Here is a 22692-nt window from a genome sequence, read left to right on the forward strand (position 1 = left end):
CGATCACTTCTTCGTCCACGTCTGCGTGATCTGCTTGCTCGCATCCTTGAGCTGCGAATCCAGGTCACCCTGGCCCGAGATCACGGCCTTCGTGTAGAAGTCGCGCAGCGCCTGCAGCGTCGCGACGGTGTTCGGCCCGGTCGGGTCGTCGACCGTGCGGTCGGCCTGGCTCGCGAAGTCCTTGTAGGCGGGGTTCTTTGCGAAGTAGTCGGCGTAGGTGCTCTGCAGGTCGCTGCGGATCGGCATCTGGCCGGTGGTCTGCAGCAGCTTGCCGTCCTGGTCCTCACTGGTCGCGAACTTCAGCACGTCCCACGCGGTGCCCTGGTTCTTGCACGAGGTGTACATGCCGATGTTCTTGGCGTCGGGGAAGGTGTAGATCTGGTCGGGGCTTTTGCCGTCCTTCGTCGGCACGGGCACCTCGCCCCACTTCACCGACTTGTAGACCGGGATCGCCCAGGGGCCGACGATCGCCATCGCGGCCTTGCCCGAGGCGAAGGCGTCGTCCTGCACGGGCTCCTTGCCGGCGAGGCCCTCGGAGTAGATCGTCTTCCAGAACTGCGCGACGTCCTTACCGGCCTGGCTGTTGATCGTCGCCTTGTCGTTCTTGATCAGCGGCGTGCCGCCGGACTCTGCGGCATACAGCGGCAGGAAGTCGAAGTTCGGCTGGAAGAACTCGCTCGTCGGCGACGGATAGATCGCGTAGGGCGCGGCGCCGCTCGACTTGATCTTCTCGGCCGTGGCGAGGAAGTCGGCGTAGGTCGACAGCTTGGGATTCTCGGAGTCGAGACCCGCCTTCTGGAAGATGGTCTTGTTGTAGAAGATCATGACGGGGTTCGACTTCCACGGCATCTGATAGAAGTCGCCGTCGGCCGACTTGTACTGGTCGGCGACCGCCTTCCCGCTACGGTCTTCGATGTATTTGTCGGCGCCGGGGAACTTCGACAGGTCAACGAGGCCGCCCTGCTTCTGGAACTGGCCGGTGGCCGCGGGCAGGTTGTTGAGCACCAGGCACGGGGTGGTGCCGGCGGTGATCGCGGCGCCGATGACCTCTTCGGTGCTCTTGCCCGCGGGCACTTCTTGCGCCTTGATCTTCTCTTTGGGGTGGTCGGCGTTCCAAGCGGCGACCATCGCCTTGCCCCACGCGACCTCCTGCTCGTTGTTCGAGTACCAGATCGTGATGGGGCCGTGCTTCTTCATGGCGTCCGAGGCCGAGCCGGAGCCTCCGCCTGAGCACCCGCTGAGGGTGAGCGCTGCGATTCCGATCGCCGCGGCTGCGGCGGCAGTCCAGGTGCGACATTGCATTGGATCCTCCTTGGTTGACGTTTTTCCAGGCCTGTTCGGCCGGTTTCGGGCACACCGATCACCGCCGCGGGCAGGCGTGCTGCCGCGGATCGAGTGGTGCGCTGTTGGTTCTAGGCGGTGGCGGTCGGCGCTGTTGTCGACGCGCGGACTATCAGGGCTGCGGGCGGCAGCGGCACGTCGGCCGCCTGCCCCCGCTCGACGAGGTCGAGGAGCGCCTGCGTCGAGGCGCGCCCCCAACCGGCAGGGTCATTGTCAAGAGTGGTGAGCGTCGGGTAGACGAACCGACCCATGTCCGAGCCGTCCATTCCCGCGATCGAGAGCTCACCGGGAAGGTCGAGCCCTAGCTCGTGTGCCACCGCGATCCCGGCGAACGCCATGGGGTCGTTCGCATAGACGATGGCCGTCGGGCGGTCGGGTCGGGCGAGCAGGCGCCGCGTGGCATCCATGCCCTGCTCCGGCGAGAAGTCGGTGTGCTCGACGACGGTCTCAAGCCCCAGGCGATCGGCCACCTCTCGGTGGCGCTCAAGGCGCGTGCGCGCGTGCTGCATGTTCTCGTCGCCGGCGACGTGCGCGACGCGGCGATGGCCGAGCTCGGCGAGGTGCGTGAGCAGCGACTCGATTCCGGATGCATAGTCTCTGGTCACTGCCGGGAATGGGCTCTCGCCCTGCGGCCGGCCGAGCGTCACGGCGCGGCCGCCGAGGCCGGCGATCAGTTCGATGCGCGGGTCGCTCTCGAGCAGGTCGGTGAGCAGGAAGCCGTCGACGCGCTGGTCGGCGATCAAGCGGCGGTAGGTCTGCGTCTCGGTTTCGTGGTCGGGGACGACGCTCAGCACGAGCACCTGGCCGTGGGCCGCCAGCACGCTCTCGACGCCGGCGACGTAGGCCGCGAAGAAGGGATCGGCCTCGAAGGTCGAGGGGTCGCGGCGCACCACGAGGCCCAGGGAGTACGCCCGCTTCATCGCGAGCGACCGCGCGTTCGTGCTGGGCCGCCAGCCGAGCTCGGCCGCCGCCGCGTCGATGCGCTCCCGGGCAGCGGCCGAGACGCCCGGGCGGCCGTTGAGCGCGAGGGACACGAGCCCCTTGCTCACCCCTGCCTCGCGGGCGACGTCGTCGATCGTTGGCTTGCGCATCATGTGTCGGTGCCGGTCGCCTCCGTTGGCTTAAACCGGTTCAAGAAACCTAAAGCGGTTTAAGGCGGGCGTCAACCCCGTTGGGGTCAGGGTCGCGAATCGAGCACCGCGGCGACCGCGGCGACGATCTGGGCGCGGATGCGCGCGTGGTCGAGGCCGGGGGAGCCATAGGGGAACGCCGGCACCCACGCGGTCGCGAGCGACATGACGAAGGTGATGAGGAACTCCGGGTCCCAGGCATCCGTCAGATCGCCCGCGTCTTGGGCGGCGCGCAGCATCGCAGCCTTCGCGCCGACGCCCTCGCCGTGTGTGGCGGGATCGGGTGTGTCGGGGTCGAGCGTCGTCCAGGCCGTCAGCTGGATGACCTCGGGGTGCGCCATCACGTAGTCGAAGGTCCTGCCCGCGAACTCGGCGAGGTCGCCGGGCGTCAGCGGGTTCTCCTCCGACACGCGCCGCAGCCGCCTGCGCAGCGTCGCGTCGAAGAGGCCCTCTTTGCTGCCGAAGTAGATGTAGATCAGGTTCTTGTTGCACCCGGCGGCTTTCGCGATGCGGTCGACGCGCGCGCCGGCGAAGCCGTAGGTGGAGAACTCGGCGAAGGATGCCTCGAGGATGCGCTGCCTGGTCGCCTCGGCGCGGCCGGCGCCCGCTGCGGACTGCTCCGGTTCAGGCATCCCGGCCCCTTCTCTGCTCGCTCATCGACGCTCTCGTCCTTGCATCGTACGTCTTGACTAAATGGTTAGTCCGGTCGTAGCCTCTGACTAACCAGATAGTTAGCTTGCGACGAGAAAGCAGAGCCCGATGACTCTTCCCGGTGGAACCCTCAGCCTTGCCCCCGACCTCACGATCACGCGCATGGGCTACGGCACCATGCAGCTTCCCGGCCCCGGTGTGTGGGGGCCGCCGCGCGACCACGACGAGGCGATCGCCGTGCTGCGCGCCGCCGTCGAGGCCGGCATCACGCATCTCGACACGGCCGCCTTCTACGGCTACAACGTCTCGAACGACCTGATCCGCGAGGCGCTGCACCCGTACCCCGCCGAGCTGCACATCGTCACCAAGGTCGGCGCCTCGCGCGGCCCCGACGGCGCCTGGAACATGGACCGCACGCCGGCCTCGCTCGTGGCCCAGGTGCACGACAACCTCGAGCACCTCGGGCTCGAGACGCTCGACGTCGTGAACCTGCGCATGGGTTCGCCCGAGGCCACCGTCGAGGAGCCGATCGCCGACCTCGTGGGCACCCTCGTCGAGCTGCAGCAGCAGGGCAAGATCCGCCACCTCGGGCTCAGCCAGGTGACCGACGCGCAGCTCAGCGAGGCGCTCGCGATCACCCCCGTCGTCGGCGTGCAGTCGCTGTACAACCTGGTGCGTCGCAATGACGAGGGGATGCTTCGCCGCACGGCCGAGCTCGGAATCGCCTACGTCCCGTACTTCCCGCTCGGCGGCTTCACGCCGCTGCAGTCGGGGGTGCTCGCGTCGGTCGCCGAGCGGCTCGAGGCCTCGCCGCAGCAGGTCGCCCTCGCCTGGCTGCTGCAGCGCTCGCCGAACATCGCACTCATCCCCGGCACGTCGAGCCGCGCGCACCTGGCCGAGAACATCGCGGCGGCCGCGCTCGAGCTGCCGGCAGAGGTCGTCGCCGAGCTCGACGCGATCGAGCAGCTCGCCGACCCGGTGCACGCCGAGACGCACTGACCGTCGCCCATGCCCCCAGCGCTCCGCGTGCCGCGTGCCGGGGTGGCACATTCCCCCTTACGCGTTTTGTACAAAACGCGGTGACTTGCGGCGGATTGCCCGATCTGAATCCGACGCAAGGTGCCGCCCCGGCGCGCGCCGCTGGCTAGCCTCGACACCGGAGGTGGTCGCCGGTGATCACGCACGAGGTCCTCAATCAGGCGCCCGATCGGGTCGACGTGAACGAGTTCGAGAGCAACGCCGCGTTGGTCGACGCGGTGAAGATCTGGGGCACGGATGCCGCGTCCGCACTGCTTACGGAAGCGGGGGCCCTCGTCGGCTCCGCCGACTTCCAGCGCGACGCCGAGCTCGCGGGCACGCACGAGCCGGTGCTGCACACCCACGACCGGCACGGGAACCGCATCGATGAAGTGGAATACCACCCGGCCTACCACCGGGTGATCGGCGACGCGATCGCGCGGGGAGCGCACACCTCCGCGTGGGCGGAGCCGAAGCCCGGGGCATCCGTCGACCGCGCAGCCATGTTCTCTCTGTTCGCGCAGGTCGAGCCCGGCCATGCGTGCCCGATCTCGATGACGCACGCCGGGGCGGCGATCCTCAAGGCTGCTGATCTTCCGGGCCGCGATGAGTGGTGGGCGCGCGCGATGTCGCGTGACTACGTGCCGAGTCTCCATTCGCCTTCGGCGAGTCGACCGGCGAGCGGCGACCTCGCTGGTCGACTCGGCGACGAAGGAGCCGAATGGAGACCGACCGCCCTGTTCGGCATGGCGATGACCGAGAAGCAGGGCGGGTCGGACGTGCGCGCGAACACCACTCGTGCCACGCCGAACGCCGACGGCTCGTTCAGCATCACCGGCCACAAGTGGTTCTGCAGCGCTCCGATGAGCGACGCGTTCTTCGTGCTCGCGAAGACCGGGGCGGACTCGCCGGAGCCCAAGCTGTCGTGCTTCTTCGTGCCGCGCACCTTGCCGGACGGCACGCGGAACACCTTCCTCATCCAGCGCCTCAAGGACAAGCTCGGCAACCGCTCGAACGCTTCGAGCGAGGTCGAGTTCGACGGCACGATCGGCTGGCTCGTCGGCGAGGAAGGCCGCGGGGTGCGGGCGATCCTGCCGATGGTGAGTCGCACCCGCCTCGACTGCGTCATCGGGACCGCCGCGGGCATGCGCCAGTCGGTCGCCGAGGCGGCGTGGCACGTGCGCCACCGCTCGGCGTTCGGCCGCACCCTCATCGACCAGCCCGCGATGACCGCCGTGATCGCGGACCTGCAGCTCGAAGCCGAGGCCGCGACGTTCACCGCGATGCGGCTGGCGCGTGCGCACGATGAGGACGCAGAGGGGGATGCCGGCGAGCTGGCGTTCCGCCGCCTGGCGACCGCCGTCGCGAAATACCTCGTCTGCAAGCGCGGCCCCGCCCACGCTTACGAAGCCCTGGAATGCCTCGGCGGCAACGGCTACACCGAGGCGTTCCCGCTGGCCCGCCGCTATCGCGAGCAGCCGGTGATGGCCATCTGGGAGGGCAGCGGCAACGTCATCGCCCTCGACGTGCTGCGCGCGCTCGCCCGCGAGCCCGAGAGCTTTCACGCGTTCTTCACCGAAGTCGGCATCGCCCGCGGCGACTTCCAGCTGTTCGACGAGGAGCTGGATGCGGTTCAGGACCTCGCTCGCAGGTTGCGGGGGATGCTGCAGGAAGGAAGCGGCGCGGCCGAGCTGCGGGCACGGGAGTTCACCGAACGGCTCGGAGTGCTGCTCGAAGCATCCCTCATGCTGCGCTACGCGCCCATCCCCGTGGCGGGCGCGTTCGTCGCCGCGCGCATCGGCCACCCGTCTGCCCTCTTCGGCAGCCTGCCCACCGGCATCGACCTCGCCGCCATGGTCGCCCGCGCCTGAAGGTGCCGCGTGCACGACGCGGGTGCGCATCACGGCACCCGCTTCATGCGCGACACGCTAACGGGGGCGGTGCGAGCCTCGCGCGGGCTCTCCACAGCCGCGTAGCATCCCAGGCAAGCGCGCGCTGTTGCACGCATCGTCAATGACGACGAGAGGGGATCCCCAGTGTCAGACCCGAACGACCTGCCCGACCTGCCCGATCTGCCCGAACAGGCCGAACAGCTCACGTCGGCCCAGCGAGCCGAGCTGCCCGATCAGGGCTTCGCGACCGTGAACCTCGCCGCGATCCTGGCCGAGACGGCCAAGCGTGTGCCCGAGAGCACGGCGCTGATCTTCGGCGCCGACCACATCAGCTACGGCCGGCTGTGGGAGGAGACAAAGCGCTACGCCGGCGCGCTGCGCGACCTCGGTGTGAAGCGCGGCGACCGTGTGGCGGTGCTGCTGCCGAATGTGCCCGACTTTCCGCGGTCGTACTTCGCGATTCTGAGCCTCGGCGCGATCGTCGTGCCGGTGCACGCGCTGCTCAAGGGTGAAGAGATCGCCTATGTGCTGCAGGATTCCGGCGCGACCCACTTCATCGTCGCGGCACCACTGCTGGCCGAGGGTGCGAAGGGCGCCGCTCTCGCGAAGGTACCGCTGCTGTCGGTGCTGGTGCCGGACGACAAGCTCGCCGAGGCTCCGTTCCCGCGCCTCGAGGACCTCGCGAAAGACGCCGAGCCCGTCGCCGGATACGAGTTCCTACCGCCGACGGCGACTGCGACGATCCTCTACACGAGCGGCACCACGGGCAAGCCGAAGGGCGCCAGGGGCTCGCACTTCTCGCTCGTCGAGCACGTCAACACGCTGCTGCTCGGGGCGATCGACATCCATGAGGACGACGTCATCCTCGGGTGCCTGCCGCTGTTCCACACCTTCGGCCAGATGTGCGTCATGAACGTGGCGTTCCGGCGCGGGGCATCCGTGGTCTTGGTCCCCAAATTCGACGGCGCAACCGCGCTCGCCCTGCTCAACGCGCACCGCTGCACGATCATGACGGGCGTGCCCACGATGTACATCGCGCTGCTCGAGGCGGCGAAGTCGAACCCCGAGCGGCCGCCGCTGCGCTACGGGCTGTCGGGCGGCGCGGCGTTGCCGGTCGCGGTGATCGGGCGGATGTCTGAGGACTTCGGCATCTCGGTGCACGAGGGCTACGGCCTCACCGAGACCTCTCCGGTGGCGACCTTCAACCACTACGGCCGCCCGACGCGCCCCGGCACGATCGGCCAGCCGATCTGGGGAACCTCGGTGATCATCGCCGACGCCGAGCTGGAAGGCCGCATCGAAGAGCTGCCGCGCGGTGAGCTCGGCGAGATCTGCGTGCGCGGCCACAACGTGTTCCAGGGCTATCTGAACCGACCGGATGCCGACGCCGAGGCGGTCGTCGACGGCTGGTTCCGCACCGGAGACCTGGGCACGATGAGCGAGGACGACTACGTCACGATCGTTGATCGCAAGAAGGACATGATCGTGCGCAACGGCTACAACGTGTACCCGCGTGAGGTCGAGGAGGTGCTCGCGCGGCACGACGCCGTCTCGGGCTGCGCCGTGTTCGGGGTGCCGCACCCGGTGCACCAGCAGGAGGTCGTCGCGGCGGTCACGCTCATGCCGGGGCGTCGGTCGAGCCCGCGGAGCTCGTGGAGTTCGTCAAAGAGAAGGTGGCGCCGTACAAGTACCCGCGTGAGGTCGAGATCGTCGACGCACTGCCGCTCGGGCCGTCAGGGAAGGTGCTGAAGCGCGTGCTCGTCGCGCAGTGGGAAGAGGAGCACGCGCAGCAGCCGGCCTAGTTGTCGTCGTTCGTCGGGTCGCGCCTGCCGGGCTCTTCGTCGAGCTCGGCCGCCGAGCCGGGAGGCGTCGCACGAGGCAGCTCGTCGGGCAGTTCGTCGTCGTCGGAATCCGTCTGCTGCGCGTCGCCCTTCGCCTCATCGATCTCGCCGTCGAGCTCGTCCAATTCGTCGGCGTCGTCGTCGAGTTCCTCGGGGTCGTAAGGGCGCGGGTCGTCCTGATCAGTCATGCCCGGCTCGTACCCGTCGAGGCATCCGTTCACACGATTTGATCTGGATGCCTCGCCGGTACGATCTTCGTGTGAGCACAGCCGCGACCAGCACCCTGTCCGACCGTCTCGCCGAATTCCAGTCGGCGTACGACGAGCTGAAGGCGCGCGGTCTGAAGCTGGATCTCACGCGCGGCAAGCCCGCGGCGGACCAGCTCGCGCTGTCGGACGCGATGCTCTCCCTGCCGGGCGAGGGCGTGTTCACGGATGCCGCGGGAACCGACCTGCGCAACTACGGCGGCCCGTCCGGCCTTCCCGAGCTGCGCGCGATCTTCTCCGACGCACTGCAGGTGCCGGTGCCGCAGCTGCTCGCGCTCGGCAACTCGTCGCTGACGCTGATGCACGATGTGCTGACCTTCGCGATGCTGCACGGGGTGCCGGGCTCGGAGCGGCCGTGGGGTCGCGAAGAGACCGTGTCGTTCCTGTGCCCGGTGCCCGGCTACGACCGGCACTTCGCGATCACCGAGGCACTCGGGGTGCGCATGATCCCGGTGCCGCTGAACGAGGACGGACCCGACATCGCCGCGGTGAAGGCCGCGATCGCGGTTGACCCGACGATCAAGGGCATCTGGTGCGTTCCCGTCTATTCGAACCCGACCGGTGACGTGTACTCGCCAGAGGTGGCGCGCGAACTCGTCTCGCTCGACGCCGCCGACGACTTCCGCATCTTCTGGGACAACGCCTATGCCGTGCACCACATCACGGACTGGAGGCCAGAGCCGATCGACATCCTGTCGCTCGCGGCTGAGGCGGGGCATCCCGATCGGGTCTTCGTCTTCGGCTCGACGTCCAAGGTGACGTACGCGGGGTCCGGCGTGGCGTTCTTCGGCTCGTCGGTCGAGAACGTGCAGTGGTTCTCGCGCTGGGCGGCGTTCCAGTCGATCGGCCCCGACAAGCTCAACCAGCTGCGCCACGTCGCGCTGCTGCAGTCGCCAGAGGGCGTCGCCGCGCACATGGAGAAGCACCGCGCGCTCATCGCGCCCAAGTTCGCCGCCGTGCAAGAGGTGTTCGGGCGCCGGCTGTCGCCATTCGGCGTGGGCAGCTGGACCGACCCCAAGGGCGGGTACTTCGTGACTCTGACGGTCTCGCCCGGTGTCGCGAAGCGCGCGATCGCGCTCGCCGCGGGCGCAGGTATCGCGATCACGCCGGCCGGCTCGACGCACCCGTACCTCGACGACCCCGAAGACGCAGTGATCCGCATCGCGCCGACGTTCCCGACCATCGAGGACCTGAACGCGGGGCTCGAGGGATTCTGCACGGCGCTGCTGCTCGCAGAGGCCGAGAAGGCGGCTGCGGCATAGCGGCGACACCCCAGTGGGCTGTCGCGCGGCAGCCGCCGCGTGCGCGTCAGCGCTCGCGAGAGCCGAACCGCGTGGCTAGTCGAAACGATTCGGTAGCGTAAGAGCGTGAGCAGCACCCCCGTCCTTTCCGTCGTCGGCGTCGACTTCGTGCGGGAAGGCAGGGTGATTCTCGACCACATCGATCTCGAGGTCCAGCGCGGTCAGCACTGGGCGCTGATCGGCGCGAACGGCGCGGGTAAGTCGACGCTGCTGTCGCTGCTCGGTGCGGTGCAGCACCCGACGCGCGGCACCGTCGAGGTGCTCGGCAAGCGCCTCGGCCGCGTTGAGCTGCGTGAGCTGCGCACACTCATCGGCCACGTGAACCCGCGGCATCAGCTGCTGAACCCGCTCACCGCGCGCGAGGTCGTGCTGACCGGCGGCACGGGCGGCACCGAGCTGCCGATGCGCTGGTCGCCGAGCCCGGCAGAGGTCGAGCGCGCCGACTATCTGCTCGAGCTGCTCGGCATGGGTGCGCTGAGAGAGGCGCGGTGGCCGAACCTGTCCCAGGGCGAGCGGGGGCGCACCCTCATCGCGCGCGCCCTGCAGGCCGACCCGCACGTGCTGCTGCTCGACGAGCCATCGACCGGTCTCGACATCGCCGCCCGCGAGCAGCTGCTCGACCGCATCGACCAGCTGCGCGAGCAGCACCCCGATCTGGCATCCGTTCTCGTCACGCATCACCTCGAAGAGCTGCCCGCCTCGACGACGCACGCCATGCTGCTGCGCGACGGCAAGGTGGTGGCGCAGGGCCCGGCCGATGAGGTCCTGACGACCGAGCTGGTGTCCGAGACGCTGGACTACCCGGTGACGATCAGCCGCCACGAGGGCCGCTGGGCCGTGCGCACGCGGCGCGGATCTCCAAACATGCCCGAGCAGGCATAGATGGCGCCGGGCGCGAGCTTCAATCGTGGACTGGCGCTGCTCGTCGCCATCACGGCCTTCATGGAGTTCCTCGACGGAACCGTGATCCAGACGGCCGCGCCCGCGATCGCGCGTGAGTTCGGTGTGCGCGCGACCGACATCAACGTCGCGATGACGGCGTATCTGCTCGCGCTCGCGGTGTGCATTCCCGCAACCGGATGGCTCGCCGACCGCTTCGGCACCCGCAGGGTGTATCTCACCGCGATCGTGGCGTTCGGTGTCGCCTCGGTGCTGTGCGCGTTCTCGCCCGACCTGTTCTGGCTCTGCGTCTTCCGTGTGCTGCAGGGCGTCGGCGGCGCGATGATGGTGCCGGTCGGGCGGCTCGCGGTGCTGCGCTCGATCGAGCCGCGCGACCTGCTCGACGCGATGGCCTACCTGACCTGGCCGGCCCTGCTCGCGCCGGTCATCGCGCCGGTCGTCGGCGGCGTGCTCGCCGACACCGTCGGCTGGCGCTGGATCTTCCTGATCAACGTGCCCATCGGCATCGCAACGCTGATCGCCGCGATTGTGCTCGTTCCCAAAGCCGACGAGCTGCGTCCCGTGCCGCTCGACTGGTCCGGGCTGGTGCTGATCGCCGTCGCGCTGGCCGGTCTGGTGATGGCCGGCGAGCTCGTCGGTGAGACGCAGGCCGATTGGCTCGCGGTTGCCGTCGCGCTCGTCGTGACGGTCGTGAGCGGATGCCTGTTCTGGTGGCGCGTGCGCCGCGCGAAGCATCCCGTGCTCGACTTCTCAGCCCTGCGCATCGATACATTCCGCGCGGGGAATGCGGGCGGCGGGGTGTATCGCCTGATGATCGGCGCGGTGCCGTTCCTCGTCACGCTGCTGTTCCAGGCGGGCTTCGGCTGGTCGGCCGCGCAGGCCGGTCTGATCGTCATCGCGCTGTTCGTCGGCAACATCGGCATCAAGCCGGCGACGACTCCGCTGATCAAGAGGTTCGGCTTCCGTACGGTGATCGTGGGCTCGAACGCGATCGGGGCGGCGATCCTCGTGGCGCTCGCGTTCGTCGACGCGCGGACGCCCGTCGCCGTGACCGTTGTGCTGCTCGTGGCGAGCGGCGCGTTCCGGTCGATCGGCTTCAGCGGGTACAACACGATCCAGTTCGTCGACGTGCCCGCGGCACTCACGAACGGGGCCAACACGCTTGCGTCGACGATGCAGCAGGTGGCGGCCGGTCTCGGCATCGCGGTCGCAGCGCTGCTCGTGCGCCTGGGCGGCTCGCTCGCGGCATCCGTCACCGGTGACGGCGACTGGCTCGGCTACCGGTGGGCGTTCATCGGAGCCGCCGCGCTGCTGCTCATTCCGCTCTTCGAGGCGGTGGCGCTTCGTCGTGAGGCCGGCACTCAGGCGACCGCCAGGGCAAGCTAGAAGAGGGTGCCGAGGAAGACGCCGAGCACCGCGGCGCCGAGGCCGAGGATCATCATGGCGACGCCGTTCACTCCCGCGGCGACCCAGCGGCGCTGCTGCAGCAGCCGCACGGTCTCGATCATCGCGGTCGAGAAGGTCGTGTAGCCGCCGAGGAAGCCGGTGCCGAGGACCACCCGGAAGTCGGCGGGCTCTGCGCCGACGAGCACGATGCCGGTGACGAAGCCGAGCAGCAGCGAGCCCGAGACGTTGATGACCATGGTGCCGGCGGGCACGAGCGACGAGAGGCGTGAGCGGATCAGACCGTCGAGCACGAATCGCGAGACCGCGCCCACGCCGCCCGCGAGGGCGACCAGCAGGGGGACGATCACTGGATGCCTCCGTGATCTGGTCTGCGTTCGCCGACTCCGTCGTCGAGTCGACCCGGCGCATCCGCCGCAGGCGGCGCGTCGATCAGCCGGCCCCGTTGGGCCGGCGGTTCGGGCTGCGCGAGCGTCTGCGGCTGCGCGAGGTGCAGCACCTGCGTCGACGTCAGCGTCGAGTGCGCCACCGTGACCGCGGGCACCTCGACGAGGTTCGCGGCGACCCACACGCCGCCCGCCGCGGCGGCGACGCCGAGCAGCAGCGACGCGACGGCGTAGAGGCCGCCGACGAAGTAGTGCCCGTTCTCGGTGAGCAGCACCGTCTCGACGCAGAGTGAGCTGTAGGTGGTGAATCCGCCCATGAACCCGGGCCCAAGCAGCAGGCGCACGCGCTGCCGCCAGCCGACGTCGTTGCCGCCGCGCAGCAGGCCTTCGAGCAGCAGCCCCAGCGCGAAGGCGCCGACGAGGTTGACGAGGAAGGTCGGCAGGGGGAATCCGGGCCCGAGGGTCGGAATCGCGAGGCCGAGCAGATAGCGCGACACGGTGCCGAGTGCGCCGCCGAGGAAGACGAGCAGCACGGGCAGGGGGCGCGTGTGCAGGGGATTAGGCATGACCCTCGCCGAAGAGCACATCGCCCGGGTCGGGAACGTCGGCCGGGTCATCCGTCTCATCATCGACAGCGGCAGCAGGCAGCGGCGAGCGGTCATGCAGCGGCACCACGAGAACCGGCACCGGCTGGCGGCGCGCGAGGCGCGACGCGACGGGCCCCGCAAGCAGCAGCGAGAGCGACGCGCGCACGCCGGGCTGGCGCGTGCCGACCACGATGACGCGTGCATCGCGGTCGACGGCGAAGCGCGAGAGCGCCGTCACGGGGTCGCCGGCGAGCGTGTGGTGGGTGACCGTGACGTTCGCCTCGCTGGCCCGCGCGACGATGCGTGCGGCGATCTCGGTGAGTGCGGGCTGCAGCTTCTCGGTGACGGACTCGTTGTGCCCCGCGGCTGCCACGGGCGCGGTCACCACCGACCCGTCAGGCGCCTCGCCGATGGGCACGCGGGTCTCGTCGACGTAGACGCAGGCGAGCGGGATGCGCAGGTCGTGCGCCATCGCGACGGCCTCGTCGAGGACGCGGTCGGGCGTGTCGGGCGAAAGTCCGACCACCACCGGGCCCGAGCGAGGATTCCCCACCCGGGAATGCTACGCCGCGACGGCCTGCCCGAGCAGCAGTGAGCGCAGCTGGTCGACGGAGTGCACGACCGCCATGGCACCCTTCGCCTCGGCGGGCGAGCCGTAGCCCCACTCGACCATGATCGTCGGAACGTCGTTGGCGCTCGCGCCCTCGACGTCGTAGAAGCGGTCGCCCACCATGACGGGGCGCGAGGTGTCGACACCGAGCTTCTCGAGCTCGGCCAGCGTGTAGGCGATGACGTCCGCCTTCTCTGCGCGCGACTCGTCGTCGCTCGCGCCGCCTACGAAGGTGATGCAGTCGGCGAGGCCGAAGTGCTCGAGGATGCGGCGCGCGCGGCGCTCGGGCTTGCTGGTGGCGGTGGCGACCGGGATTCCCTGCGCGGCGAGCGACTTGAGCAGGCCCGCGATGCCGGGGAACACGGCGTTGTCGACGAGATCGGATTCCTCGGCGAAGCTGCGGTACACCTCGAGGGCGTGCGCGGCCTCGGCCTCGGTGAAGTCCTCGCGGTCGCGCAGCGTCACGGCGAGCGGCGGCCCGACGTAGGCCAGCAGCTCCTCTTCGGAGTGGACCGGGCGGCCGATGGCCTCGAACATCCGCTCAAGGGAGTGCGTGATGCCGGGGGCCGAGTCGGTGAGGGTGCCGTCGAGGTCGAACAGCACGCAGGACCAGTTGCGGGCCACCTCAGGTGTTTCGAGAGTCATAGCCCGACAAGTGTATGGGTGGGTCGCTGGAAACGACTCAGTCGCCGAGCGCGCGCAGCACGTGCTCGCGCGCCACCACCCCGCCGGGTTTCCGCGGGTCGAACTGCACGGCGACGAAGTCGGCCGTCTCGATGAAGCCGAGCGCCTGACGACCGGGGACGATAATGCCGTTCACCTTGGTGCCGGTCAGGCCCGCGGCATCCGCTGTCGCCTTCAGCTCTTTCATCGACGTGAACAGCGGCAGCACCTGCCGGCCGTCCGTCGTCTGCAGCGTGCGCAGGCGCAGGTCCTGCGGCGACGGCGAGCCGGTGACGTCGACCGTGAGCCCGCCGCGCAGCGCGGCGTCGAGCAGCGCGGTCAGAGTCTCTTCGCTCGGGTTCTCGACGAGCCGGTCGAGTGCGAGTGCCGCGGCGCGGTTCTCGTAGGACTGGGGGAAGGCAGGCGCGCGCATCAGAACAGGGTGGGCACGCCCGAGTCGACGCCCTTCATCGCCTCATAGTCGAGCACGACGCAGCGGATGCCGCGGTCTTCGGCCAGCGTGCGGGCCTGCGGCTTGATCTCTTGCGCGGCGAACACACCGGCGACCGGAGCGAGGTGTGGGTCGCGGTTCATCAGCTCGAGGTAGCGGGTCAGCTGCTCGACCCCGTCGATGTCGCCGCGGCGCTTCAACTCCACGGCGACGGCGCGGCCCGAGGCATCCCTCGCCAAGATGTCGACCGGCCCGATCGCCGTCATGTACTCGCGCCGCACCAGCGTGTGCCCGTCGCCGAGCAGCTCGATCTGCTCGGCGAGCAGCTTCTGCAGGTGCGCCTCGACGCCGTCCTTCACGAGCCCCGGGTCGACGCCCAGTTCGTGCGCGCTGTCGTGCTGCACCTCGTGGATCGCGACGATGAGCCTGTCGTCCGTCTTGTTGGCCGCGACCGTCCACACCTGGGTGATACCGGCGGATGCCTGCTCTTCGCTCGGCTCGGAGATGGACAGCGTGCACGGCGGGCTCATCCAGTTCAGCGGCTTGTACGAGCCGCCGTCGGAGTGCACCAGCACCGAGCCGTCGGCCTTGATCATCAGCAGACGGGTCGCGAGCGGCAGGTGTGCGGAGAGCCGTCCGGCGTATTCGACAGAGCACTTCGCAATCACCAGACGCACGTGACGAGTTTACGAGAGCGCGCATGGGCCCTGCGGTGCCGTAGGTCACCGATTCGGACGCCGCACCCGGCTGGCTGGCGCAGACGCGGCCCGATTGACCGAATCGGTTACCTGCGGAGGTGCCCCGCCGCGATCAGCCGTTCCGCTCTGCGGCGTTCGGCTGCGAAAGCGGACTGGCCGAGCCATCCGCCCCACTCGCATAGCTGCGCATTTTCAGCGCCGGCGCGCACAGGAACGCCGCGAGGACGAGCGCCAGCACGACGAACAGCGCGTGCAGGATGCCGACGTGGTCGGCGAGGAAGCCGATGAAGGGCGGCCCGCCGAGGAAGGCGAGGTAGCCGATCATCGCGACGGCGGCGACGCGGGTGGTCGCGTTCCGCTCGTCGTCGGCCGCCGCCGACATGCCGAGCGGGAAGCCGAGCGACGCACCGAGGCCCCAGAACACTGCGCCGGTGACGAAGACGGCGGGCGAGCCGCCGAGGATGAACAGCAGCAGGCCGATCACGCCGAGGCCGGCGGTGATCCGGATCGCCCACACCCGGCCGAGCCGGTCGACGAGCGGGCCGCCCGCCATGCGCCCGAGGGTCATCGCGACCAGGAACACGTCCAGCACGAGGGCGCCCTGCGCCTTGGTGGTGCCATGGTCGTCGACGGCCGCGAGGGCGATCCAGTCGTTGGCCGACCCCTCCGCGAAGGCCATGCCGAGCATGACGACGCCGATCATCACGAGCGTCAGGTCGCGCCACACGACGATGCGGGCGACGACCGAGCGGCGGAAGCGCTGGCCCGTGGTGAGCGCGGCGCTGGTGCCGGATGCCCCGACCGCGCCCTCTTCCTCGGGCAGCTCCTCCCGGTCGGGCACGAAGCGCACGGCGATGACGGCGACGACGATGAGGAAGACGGCCACGACCGACAGGTGCAGCCACGCGGGCACGTCGACCGCCGCGGCTCCGGCGCCGAGCAACGCCCCGAGGACGGTGCCGATCGAGAAGAACGCGTGCATCAGCGGCATCAGGGTGCGGCCGATGCGCCGCTCGACGGTCGCCCCCGAGACGTTCATCATGACGTCGACCGCGCCGTTGCCGAGGCCGAGCATTCCGAGGCCGATGACGGTGACGGCGATGTTGCCCCACAGCGTCGCACCGAGGCCCGATAGCGCCAGGCCGACCGCCCCGAAGGCGAGCGCTCCCGCCATCCCGGCGCGCGAGCCGAGCACGTGCGATGCCGCAGGTGCGACGACGAGGCCGAGGATCGCCCCGAGCGAGATGCAGACGATGAGCAGGCCGACCTGGCCGGGGTCGATGGCGAGGGCGTCGCGCGCCGCGGGCAAGCGCGCGGCGAAGCTCGCGAGCAGCACCCCGCTCAGCGCGAAGACCACGAACACCGCGTTGCGCCACCGGCGCTGTTCCGGCGTGGCGGGCGTGCGGTCGGCGCGGGCTTGGGCGGTGCTCATGTGGCTCACTTGACGGGGTCGGTGCGGTACCTGAGAATTCGACTGTCGAATCGATTCGATAGCCGGGTCAGCCTAAGCTATCTGAAACCCTCCCCGAAGGGAAGCCACCCGAAGGAGCACCCGTGACCGCCGTCGACAACGAGCATCGCCCCACGCTCGCCGCCGTAGCCTCGCGCGCCGGGGTGAGCGCCTCGACGGCATCCCTCGCCTTCAGCGGCACCGGGCCGGTCTCCGACGCGACACGCGAGCGCGTGCTGCAGGCGGCCCGAGAGCTCAACTACGGCGGCCCCGACCCGCGGGCGCGCTCCCTGCGCCGGGGGCGCAGCGGCATCGTCGGCGTCGTGCTCGAAGAGCGCGTGCGCGACGCGTTCCGCGACCCGATCAAGATCGCCACCCTCGACGGCATCTCTGAAGAGCTCGGCGAGATCGACGCCGGCCTGCTGGTGCTCACCGAGGTGGCAGGCGAAGCAGGCGGCGACGAGAAGAACCCGGTCACCCTGAGCGACGCGCCGATCGACGGCGCCGTTCTCATGGGGTGCAGCCCCCGCTTCGAGGAATCCATCGCCACGCTGCGCGCCCGCGGCGTGCCGGTCGTCGCGATCGAGGGCAACCCCGGCGACGACGACGTGGTCATGATCCTGCAGGACAACCGCGAGGCCACCCGTCTCGGCGCCGAGCACCTCAAGAAGCTCGGCCACGAGCGCGTCGCGATCGTCGCGCTCTCGCTCGACCGCGATCACCTGCGCGCCCCGGTCACGCCCGAACGCATCGCGGCGGGCACGAGTTCGACGACGCTCGAGCGCCTCGCCGGCGCGCGCGACGTGTTTCCTGACGCGCCCGCCTACACCGGCGCCGGCTCCTACGTCGAAGAGGGGCGGCTCGCCGCGCTCGAGCTGCTGTCAGGTGAGGCATCCTCTCGCCCCACCGCGATCATCGCGCAGAGCGACCTGCTCGCCGCCGGCGTGATCCGCGCGGCCGAGGAGCTGGGGATTTCCGTTCCAGAGCAGCTCTCGGTGATCGGCTTCGACGGCGTGAAGGTCGACGGGCTGTGGCCCTACGACCTGACCACGCTCGTGCAGCCCGCGGCCGAGAAGGGCCGGGCGGCCGGGCGCGCGATCAAGGCGATGCTCGGTGGCAGTGACGTCGAGACGCGCCTGTTCACCGCCGAGTTCCACGAGGGGAACACGACGGCTAAGCCCAGCGCTTAGGCCCCTGCGACCCCGCCTTGTACTCCTCGAGCGGGACCTTCCCTTTCTTCCACGCCTTCAGCACGGGGTCGACAAGGCGCCAGCAGTCTTCGGCGGTGTCGCCGCGCACTGCCAGCATGGGGTCGCCCTCGAGCACCCCGGCGAGCACCTCGCCGTAAGCAGGCAGTTGGCCGGGATTGAGGGCCGCTCGCAGCTCGGCGCGGTCGATCGTGTACGGGTCGCCCGGCCCGTTCACGTCGAGCTCGAGCGTCATCTCGAGAGTCTTCAGGTCGAGGCGCAGCCGGTTGGGCTGGTCCGAGCCGCGGATCCGCTCGGGCACGTGCGCGGGCAGCCGGAACGTGAAGACGATCTCGTGCCGCGGCGCGCCGAGCGCCTTCCCGCTGCGCAGCGTGAACGGCACCCCCGCCCAGCGGTTGTTGCGCACTTCGACGGTCAGTTCGGCGAGCGTCTCGGTCTCGTTCTTGGGGTCGACTCCCTCTTCGTCGACGTACGACGGCAGCTTCCGCCCGTCGATCGTGCCGGCGGTGTAGCGCGCGCGGCGAGACGCCGCAGCCGGGTCATCCGCCCACAGATGCGTCGCGCGCAGCGCGAGCGCCTTCAGATCGCGCACGTCCGCCGCATCGAGGGCGGCGGGCGGCTCCATCGCGACGACCGCGAGGGTCTGCAGCAGGTGGCTCTGGATCATGTCGACCAGTGCGCCCGCGTGGTCGTAGTAACGAGCGCGGCCCTCAAGCCCGAGCGTCTCGTCGAAGATGATCTCGACCGACTCGACGTGGGTGTTGTTGAGCAGCGGCTCGATGATGCGGTTGGCGAACCGCGTGCCGAGGATGTTGAGCACGCCGCTCGTGCCCAGGAAGTGGTCGACGCGGAAGGCGTGATCCTCGGGCACCAGGGTGGCGAGCTTCTGGTTGAGCTTGTGCGCAGAGGCCTCGTCGACCCCGAACGGCTTCTCGAGCGCGAGGCGCACCCCGTCGGGAACGATGCCGACGAGCGCGTCGCAGGCCAGCGCCGTGATCGCCGGTGGCAGGGCGAAGTAGATGGCGGGCGGGTTGTCGCAGGCCGCAAGCAGCTTCTGCAGATCGGAAGCCTTCGTCACATCGGCCGTCAGGTAGCTGGTGGTCTTGACCAGCTCGTCGACCGCGGGGCCGCTCGCGTCGCCGGTCTTCATGGCGGCGGTGACGCGGTCCTTCCACTCCTTGTCGGTGTAGGTCTCGACGCCCGCACCGACGAGCTGCACGCGGCGATCGGGTTGAACGGTGAGCAGGCCGCCGAGGCCCGGCATCAAGAGGCGCGAGGCGAGGTCGCCGCTCGCACCGAGAATCAGCAGCGTCGCAGGTTCCGGGGTGTTGGTCTTGGCCACGTTGCCGACGGTACCCAGATCACGCGCCGGTGACCAGCCATTTCGGGGACCGGGCGCGCAGGCCGAGCGTGAGCGCGCGCGCACCGAGATAGATGAGGGTGAAGGATGCCGCGAGCAGGGCGAACCCCACCCACCCCGGTGCCGCGAACAGCGCAACGAGCACGGCGCACGGCACGAAGCAGGCCAGGTTGAGCAACCCGGTGAGGGCGAGATAGCGGGCGTCACCCGCACCGATCAGAACCCCGTCGAGCACGAACACGTAGCCGTCGAGGGGCGCCGCGACCGCAATCAGCGCCACCCCGACCGGCAGCACTGCCAGCACGCGGGCGTCGCTCGTGAAGGCGCGGCCGAGCCACGGCGAGAGCACGAGCACGACCGCGCCGAGCACCACGCCCGCGCCGATGCCCCATTGCAGACAGCGCCGCAGTACCCCGCGCACGCGATCGACGTCCGCGGCGCCGAGCCCGTGGCCGATCAGCGCCTGCGCCGCGATCGCGAGGGCGTCGAGCGCGAACGCGAGCGTGTTGAACACCGTCATCACGAGCTGCCACCCCGCGAGCTCGACCGAGCCGAGCCGGGTCGCGGCCCAGGTCGCGAGCAGCAGCGCCGCCCGCAGCGCCGCGGTTCTGATCAGCAGCCAGCACCCGGCGCCTGCGACGCCGAGCACCCCGCGCGCGTGCGGCCGCAGCGAGGCTCGCTCGGCGCGCGCCCGGCGCCAGATCACCACGGCATAGGCGGCGACCATGCCCCATTGCGCCACGTCGGTGCCGACGGCCGAGCCGACGACCCCCAGCCCGAGGCCGTAGATGAAGAATCCGTTCAATCCCGCGTTCGCGATGAATCCCGCGACCGCGACGACGAGCGGCGTGCGCGTGTCCTGCAGGCCGCGCAGCAGGCCCGTCGCGGCATACACGATGAGCATGGCCGGCAGCCCGATCATGGCGACGCGCAGATAGGCGGATGCCTGCGCCGTGACGTCCTCGGCGGCGCCGAACAGGCCGACGAGCAGCGGCGCGACGAGGAATCCGATCGCTCCCAGAATCGCGCCGAGCGCGGTCGCGAGCCACGTGCCGTCGACGCCGAGCGAGATGGCACCTGGGCGGTCGCCGGCGCCGAGACGGCGCGCGACCGCCGGGGTCGTGCCGTAGGCGAGGAAGACCATGAGGCCGACCACGGTCTGCAGCACGGCGCTCGCGAGACCCAGACCCGCGAGGGGAACCCGGCCGAGGTGGCCGACGAGCGCGCTGTCGACCAGCAGGAAGATCGGCTCGGCGATGAGCGCGCCGAGCGCCGGAACGGCCAGCGCGAGGATCTCGCGGTCGAGCGCCTTCGGCTGACCGGGAGCCGTGATGCGGGGCACAACTCGATCTTGGCAGGGTCGGGAAGAATGCCTGCATGAGCGACGCCCAGGACCACTCGCCGGTTCCGCCGGAGCAGCAGCCGCAGCCGCAGTGGGCTCCGCCGACGGCGCAGCCGCAGTGGGCGCCGCAGCCGCAGCCGGCCCAGCCGCAACAGCCGCCGTACGCCTATCCGCCTCAGCAGGCGCCGTCGAACCACCCGGCGCAGTACGCGCAGCCGTACCCGCCGCAATACCCGCCCCAGCAGTGGGCAGCCCCGAAGCCCCCCAAGCCGCCGCGCAAGTGGCTGGGCGCGTGGGGCGGGCTCTGGATCGCCCTCGGCGCGATCGGGATCATTGGCCTCGAGTTCCTGGTCGCCTGGCTGCTGCGCGATGTGCAGCGGCCGTCGCCGCGCGCCTACGACGTGCTCGACCCGATCCTGATGCTGGTCGGCAGCGGGTGCGTGATCGCGGGCTTCCTGTACACGATGGCCTACCGCGTTCCCGCACGCTGGGGGCTGTCGCTGGGCCGCCTGATCGGCGGCGGACTGCTGGCCGGATTCCTCGCCGCCGTGGTCGCGGGAATGGTGAACGGCGTCATCGACGCCTTCGCCGGGGGCACCGACGCGCACCCTGCAACGCTCAGCTTCGTGCTGGTCGGCCCGGTCGAGGAGTCGGCGAAGCTCGCGGGCGCTCTGCTGCTGGGCCGCGCGCTCGCCGTCAAGAACGGGCGCGTCGGGCTGTTCGTCGGCGCCGCCGTCGGCTTCGGTTTCGCCTTCGTCGAGAACCTCGGCTACCTCGAGACGTCGTGGTCGGTCGGGCTCACCGATCCGGCGCACGGCGGCCCGATCGCCGGCGTGCTCGGCACCGCCATCTCGCGCCAGCTGCTCGGCCCGTTCCTGCACCCCGTGCTGACGGGCCTGGCGACGGCGGCGTGGTTCGCGGTCGCCCGCCCTGGGCAGAACGGCGGCCGTGCGCGCTATCGCTTCGCCGTCGTCGCGGTGCTCGCGTGGCTTGCCTCGGCGGTCGCGCACAGCCTCTTCGACCTCGGCGCGGGCGCCGCCGACAGCACCGAGAACCAGGACCTCGGTGCCGGCATCACGCTGCTCACGATCGCCGCCTATGTGATCGCGTCGTTCCTCGCCTGGCTGTTGATCAGCCGGGCGCTGAAGCGGCGAGATCTCGCGCGGGCAAACGCTGCGGCTGGTGCTTCACCGGCCCTTCCGCCCGCCTGAGTTTTCTATATTCACAAACTCGTGAACGTGGCGTAGCTTGTGCACCGTGAACGCCACCAGCGAATCGCCGGTCGTCGAGACCCGCGCTCTCACCAAGCACTTCGGCCGGGTGCACGCCCTCGACGGCCTCGACCTCACGGTCGGCGCGGGCGAGGTGCACGGTTTCCTCGGCCCGAACGGCGCCGGCAAGTCGACCACGATCCGCATCCTGCTCGGGCTCGCCCGGGCGACGAGCGGCGAGGCGCGCGTGTTCGGGCGGGATCCGTGGCGCGAAGCATCCGATCTTCATCGACGCATCGCGACCATTCCCGGTGACGTCGCCCTGTGGCCGGGCCTCAGCGGCGGCGAGACGATCGACCTGCTCGTCAGGCTGCGCGGCGGCGACACGAAAGCCGCGGCCTACAAAGCCGAGCGCGCGCGGCTCATCGACGAGTTCCAGTTCGACCCGACGAAGAAGGCGCGCAGCTATTCGAAGGGCAACCGGCAGAAGGTGGCGCTGATCGCGGCGTTCGCGCACCCCGCCGAGCTGTACGTCTTCGACGAGCCGACGAGCGGCCTCGACCCGCTGATGGAGTCGGTGTTCACCCGCCAGGTCGGCCGCGTCGCCGCCGAGGGCGGCACCGTTCTGCTCAGCTCGCACATCCTGAGCGAGGTCGAGAAGCTGTGCACGCGCATCTCGATCGTGCGCGCCGGCCGCATCGTCGAGTCGGGCACGCTCACCGAGCTTCGACACCTCACCCGCACCTCGTTCTCGTTCGAGCGGGATTCCCTGACGGATGCCCAACTCGCCGGCATCCCCGGCGTGCACGACCTCACGCTGAACGAGGGGCGCGTCGCGTTCACCGTCGACTCAGACCAGGTCGCCGCCGTGCTGCCGTCGCTCGGCGAGCTCGGCGTCGCCGGCCTGCAGGTCGCGCCGCCGTCACTCGAGGAGCTCTTCCTCAGGCACTACGGCGACACCCTCGAGCCCGCGGAGGCGTGAG

The 22692-nt window shown here is 70.2% G+C and carries 21 protein-coding genes and 1 pseudogene; 9 read left to right on the forward strand and 13 right to left on the reverse strand.

All coding sequences use genetic code 11. The annotated features are described in order from the left end of the window. Nucleotides 1–3: 3 nt before the first annotated feature. The 3 genes from ABD736_RS11255 to ABD736_RS11265 form a co-directional block, all read right to left on the reverse strand. Nucleotides 4–1302: an ABC transporter substrate-binding protein gene (locus ABD736_RS11255; protein WP_344791859.1), complete on the reverse strand. Its 1299-nt coding sequence runs from the start codon at nt 1300–1302 to the stop codon at nt 4–6. Nucleotides 1303–1412: 110 nt separating this feature from the next. Then, on the reverse strand, nt 1413–2432 hold the full coding sequence (locus ABD736_RS11260; protein WP_344791860.1) for a LacI family DNA-binding transcriptional regulator: 1020 nt from the start codon (nt 2430–2432) through the stop codon (nt 1413–1415). A gap of 86 nt (nt 2433–2518) precedes the next feature. Next, on the reverse strand, nt 2519–3103 hold the full coding sequence (locus ABD736_RS11265) for a TetR/AcrR family transcriptional regulator (RefSeq protein ID WP_344791861.1): 585 nt from the start codon (nt 3101–3103) through the stop codon (nt 2519–2521). Nucleotides 3104–3230: 127 nt separating this feature from the next. Here ABD736_RS11265 and ABD736_RS11270 point away from each other — a divergent pair, with 127 nt between their 5' ends. The 3 genes and pseudogenes from ABD736_RS11270 (at nt 3231) to ABD736_RS11280 (ending at nt 7833) form a co-directional block, all read left to right on the forward strand. Continuing rightward, nucleotides 3231–4121, forward strand: coding sequence for an oxidoreductase (locus tag ABD736_RS11270; RefSeq protein ID WP_344791862.1), 891 nt, complete (start codon nt 3231–3233; stop codon nt 4119–4121). Between the two features lie 173 nt (nt 4122–4294). After that, nucleotides 4295–6010 carry an acyl-CoA dehydrogenase family protein gene (locus tag ABD736_RS11275; protein ID WP_344791863.1) on the forward strand — a complete coding sequence of 572 codons (1716 nt, stop codon included), beginning with the start codon at nt 4295–4297 and terminating at the stop codon, nt 6008–6010. Nucleotides 6011–6256: 246 nt separating this feature from the next. After that, nucleotides 6257–7833, forward strand: a pseudogene (locus tag ABD736_RS11280) (long-chain-fatty-acid--CoA ligase). On the opposite strand, the gene ABD736_RS11285 reads toward ABD736_RS11280, so the two are convergent. Further along, the gene (locus ABD736_RS11285; RefSeq protein WP_344791864.1) at nt 7830–8060 is read right to left on the reverse strand and encodes a hypothetical protein; all 231 of its coding nucleotides are present in this window, start codon (nt 8058–8060) and stop codon (nt 7830–7832) included. The pseudogene ABD736_RS11280 and the gene ABD736_RS11285 sit on opposite strands and share 4 nt — an antisense overlap. Before the next feature lie 71 nt (nt 8061–8131). Here ABD736_RS11285 and ABD736_RS11290 point away from each other — a divergent pair, with 71 nt between their 5' ends. From ABD736_RS11290 to ABD736_RS11300, 3 genes are all read left to right on the forward strand, one after another. Next, a complete protein-coding gene (locus ABD736_RS11290) occupies nt 8132–9400 on the forward strand; it encodes an aspartate aminotransferase type Ic (protein ID WP_344791865.1) in 1269 nt (422 codons plus the stop codon). 105 nt (nt 9401–9505) lie between these two features. Further along, nucleotides 9506–10321: an ABC transporter ATP-binding protein gene (locus ABD736_RS11295; RefSeq protein WP_344791866.1), complete on the forward strand. Its 816-nt coding sequence runs from the start codon at nt 9506–9508 to the stop codon at nt 10319–10321. Continuing rightward, entirely contained in the window at nt 10322–11725 is a 1404-nt protein-coding gene (locus ABD736_RS11300; RefSeq protein WP_344791867.1) for an MFS transporter, read from the forward strand. Here ABD736_RS11300 and crcB read toward each other — a convergent pair. The 7 genes from crcB to ABD736_RS11335 form a co-directional block, all read right to left on the reverse strand. Then, on the reverse strand, nt 11722–12093 hold the full coding sequence (crcB, locus tag ABD736_RS11305) for a fluoride efflux transporter CrcB (RefSeq protein ID WP_344791868.1): 372 nt from the start codon (nt 12091–12093) through the stop codon (nt 11722–11724). The genes ABD736_RS11300 and crcB overlap by 4 nt on opposite strands. Then, nucleotides 12090–12695 carry a fluoride efflux transporter FluC gene (locus ABD736_RS11310; RefSeq protein WP_344791869.1) on the reverse strand — a complete coding sequence of 202 codons (606 nt, stop codon included), beginning with the start codon at nt 12693–12695 and terminating at the stop codon, nt 12090–12092. Before ABD736_RS11310 ends, crcB begins: the two co-directional genes overlap by 4 nt. Then, a complete protein-coding gene (locus tag ABD736_RS11315) occupies nt 12688–13269 on the reverse strand; it encodes a universal stress protein (protein WP_344791870.1) in 582 nt (193 codons plus the stop codon). Before ABD736_RS11315 ends, ABD736_RS11310 begins: the two co-directional genes overlap by 8 nt. Nucleotides 13270–13278: 9 nt before the next feature. After that, nucleotides 13279–13971 (reverse strand): HAD hydrolase-like protein, encoded by a 693-nt coding sequence (locus ABD736_RS11320; RefSeq protein ID WP_344791871.1) that lies wholly within the window; start codon nt 13969–13971, stop codon nt 13279–13281. Between the two features lie 37 nt (nt 13972–14008). Then, nucleotides 14009–14422, reverse strand: a complete 414-nt coding sequence (locus tag ABD736_RS11325) for an SseB family protein (protein WP_344791872.1) — start codon at nt 14420–14422, stop codon at nt 14009–14011. Further along, complete coding sequence (gene nucS, locus ABD736_RS11330) at nt 14422–15117, reverse strand: endonuclease NucS (protein WP_344791873.1); 696 nt, start codon at nt 15115–15117, stop codon at nt 14422–14424. Before nucS ends, ABD736_RS11325 begins: the two co-directional genes overlap by 1 nt. Before the next feature lie 133 nt (nt 15118–15250). Further along, nucleotides 15251–16570 (reverse strand): MFS transporter, encoded by a 1320-nt coding sequence (locus ABD736_RS11335; RefSeq protein WP_344791874.1) that lies wholly within the window; start codon nt 16568–16570, stop codon nt 15251–15253. Between the two features lie 122 nt (nt 16571–16692). On the opposite strand from ABD736_RS11335, the gene ABD736_RS11340 reads away from it, so the two are divergent. Then, nucleotides 16693–17778 (forward strand): LacI family DNA-binding transcriptional regulator, encoded by a 1086-nt coding sequence (locus ABD736_RS11340; protein WP_344791875.1) that lies wholly within the window; start codon nt 16693–16695, stop codon nt 17776–17778. On the opposite strand, the gene ABD736_RS11345 is transcribed toward ABD736_RS11340, so the two are convergent. Next, on the reverse strand, nt 17762–19138 hold the full coding sequence (locus ABD736_RS11345) for a glucose-6-phosphate dehydrogenase (RefSeq protein ID WP_344791876.1): 1377 nt from the start codon (nt 19136–19138) through the stop codon (nt 17762–17764). The genes ABD736_RS11340 and ABD736_RS11345 overlap by 17 nt on opposite strands. Nucleotides 19139–19157: 19 nt before the next feature. Then, a complete protein-coding gene (locus ABD736_RS11350) occupies nt 19158–20489 on the reverse strand; it encodes an MATE family efflux transporter (RefSeq protein WP_344792249.1) in 1332 nt (443 codons plus the stop codon). A 44-nt stretch (nt 20490–20533) separates the two neighbouring features. Between ABD736_RS11350 and ABD736_RS11355 the strand changes: the two genes are divergently transcribed. Continuing rightward, nucleotides 20534–21709, forward strand: coding sequence for a PrsW family glutamic-type intramembrane protease (locus ABD736_RS11355; RefSeq protein ID WP_344791877.1), 1176 nt, complete (start codon nt 20534–20536; stop codon nt 21707–21709). Between the two features lie 46 nt (nt 21710–21755). After that, nucleotides 21756–22691 (forward strand): ABC transporter ATP-binding protein, encoded by a 936-nt coding sequence (locus tag ABD736_RS11360; RefSeq protein WP_344791878.1) that lies wholly within the window; start codon nt 21756–21758, stop codon nt 22689–22691. Nucleotide 22692: the final 1 nt, after the last annotated feature.

Source organism: Gryllotalpicola daejeonensis, assembly GCF_039538145.1.
GTDB classification, from domain to species: Bacteria; Actinomycetota; Actinomycetes; order Actinomycetales; family Microbacteriaceae; genus Gryllotalpicola; species Gryllotalpicola daejeonensis.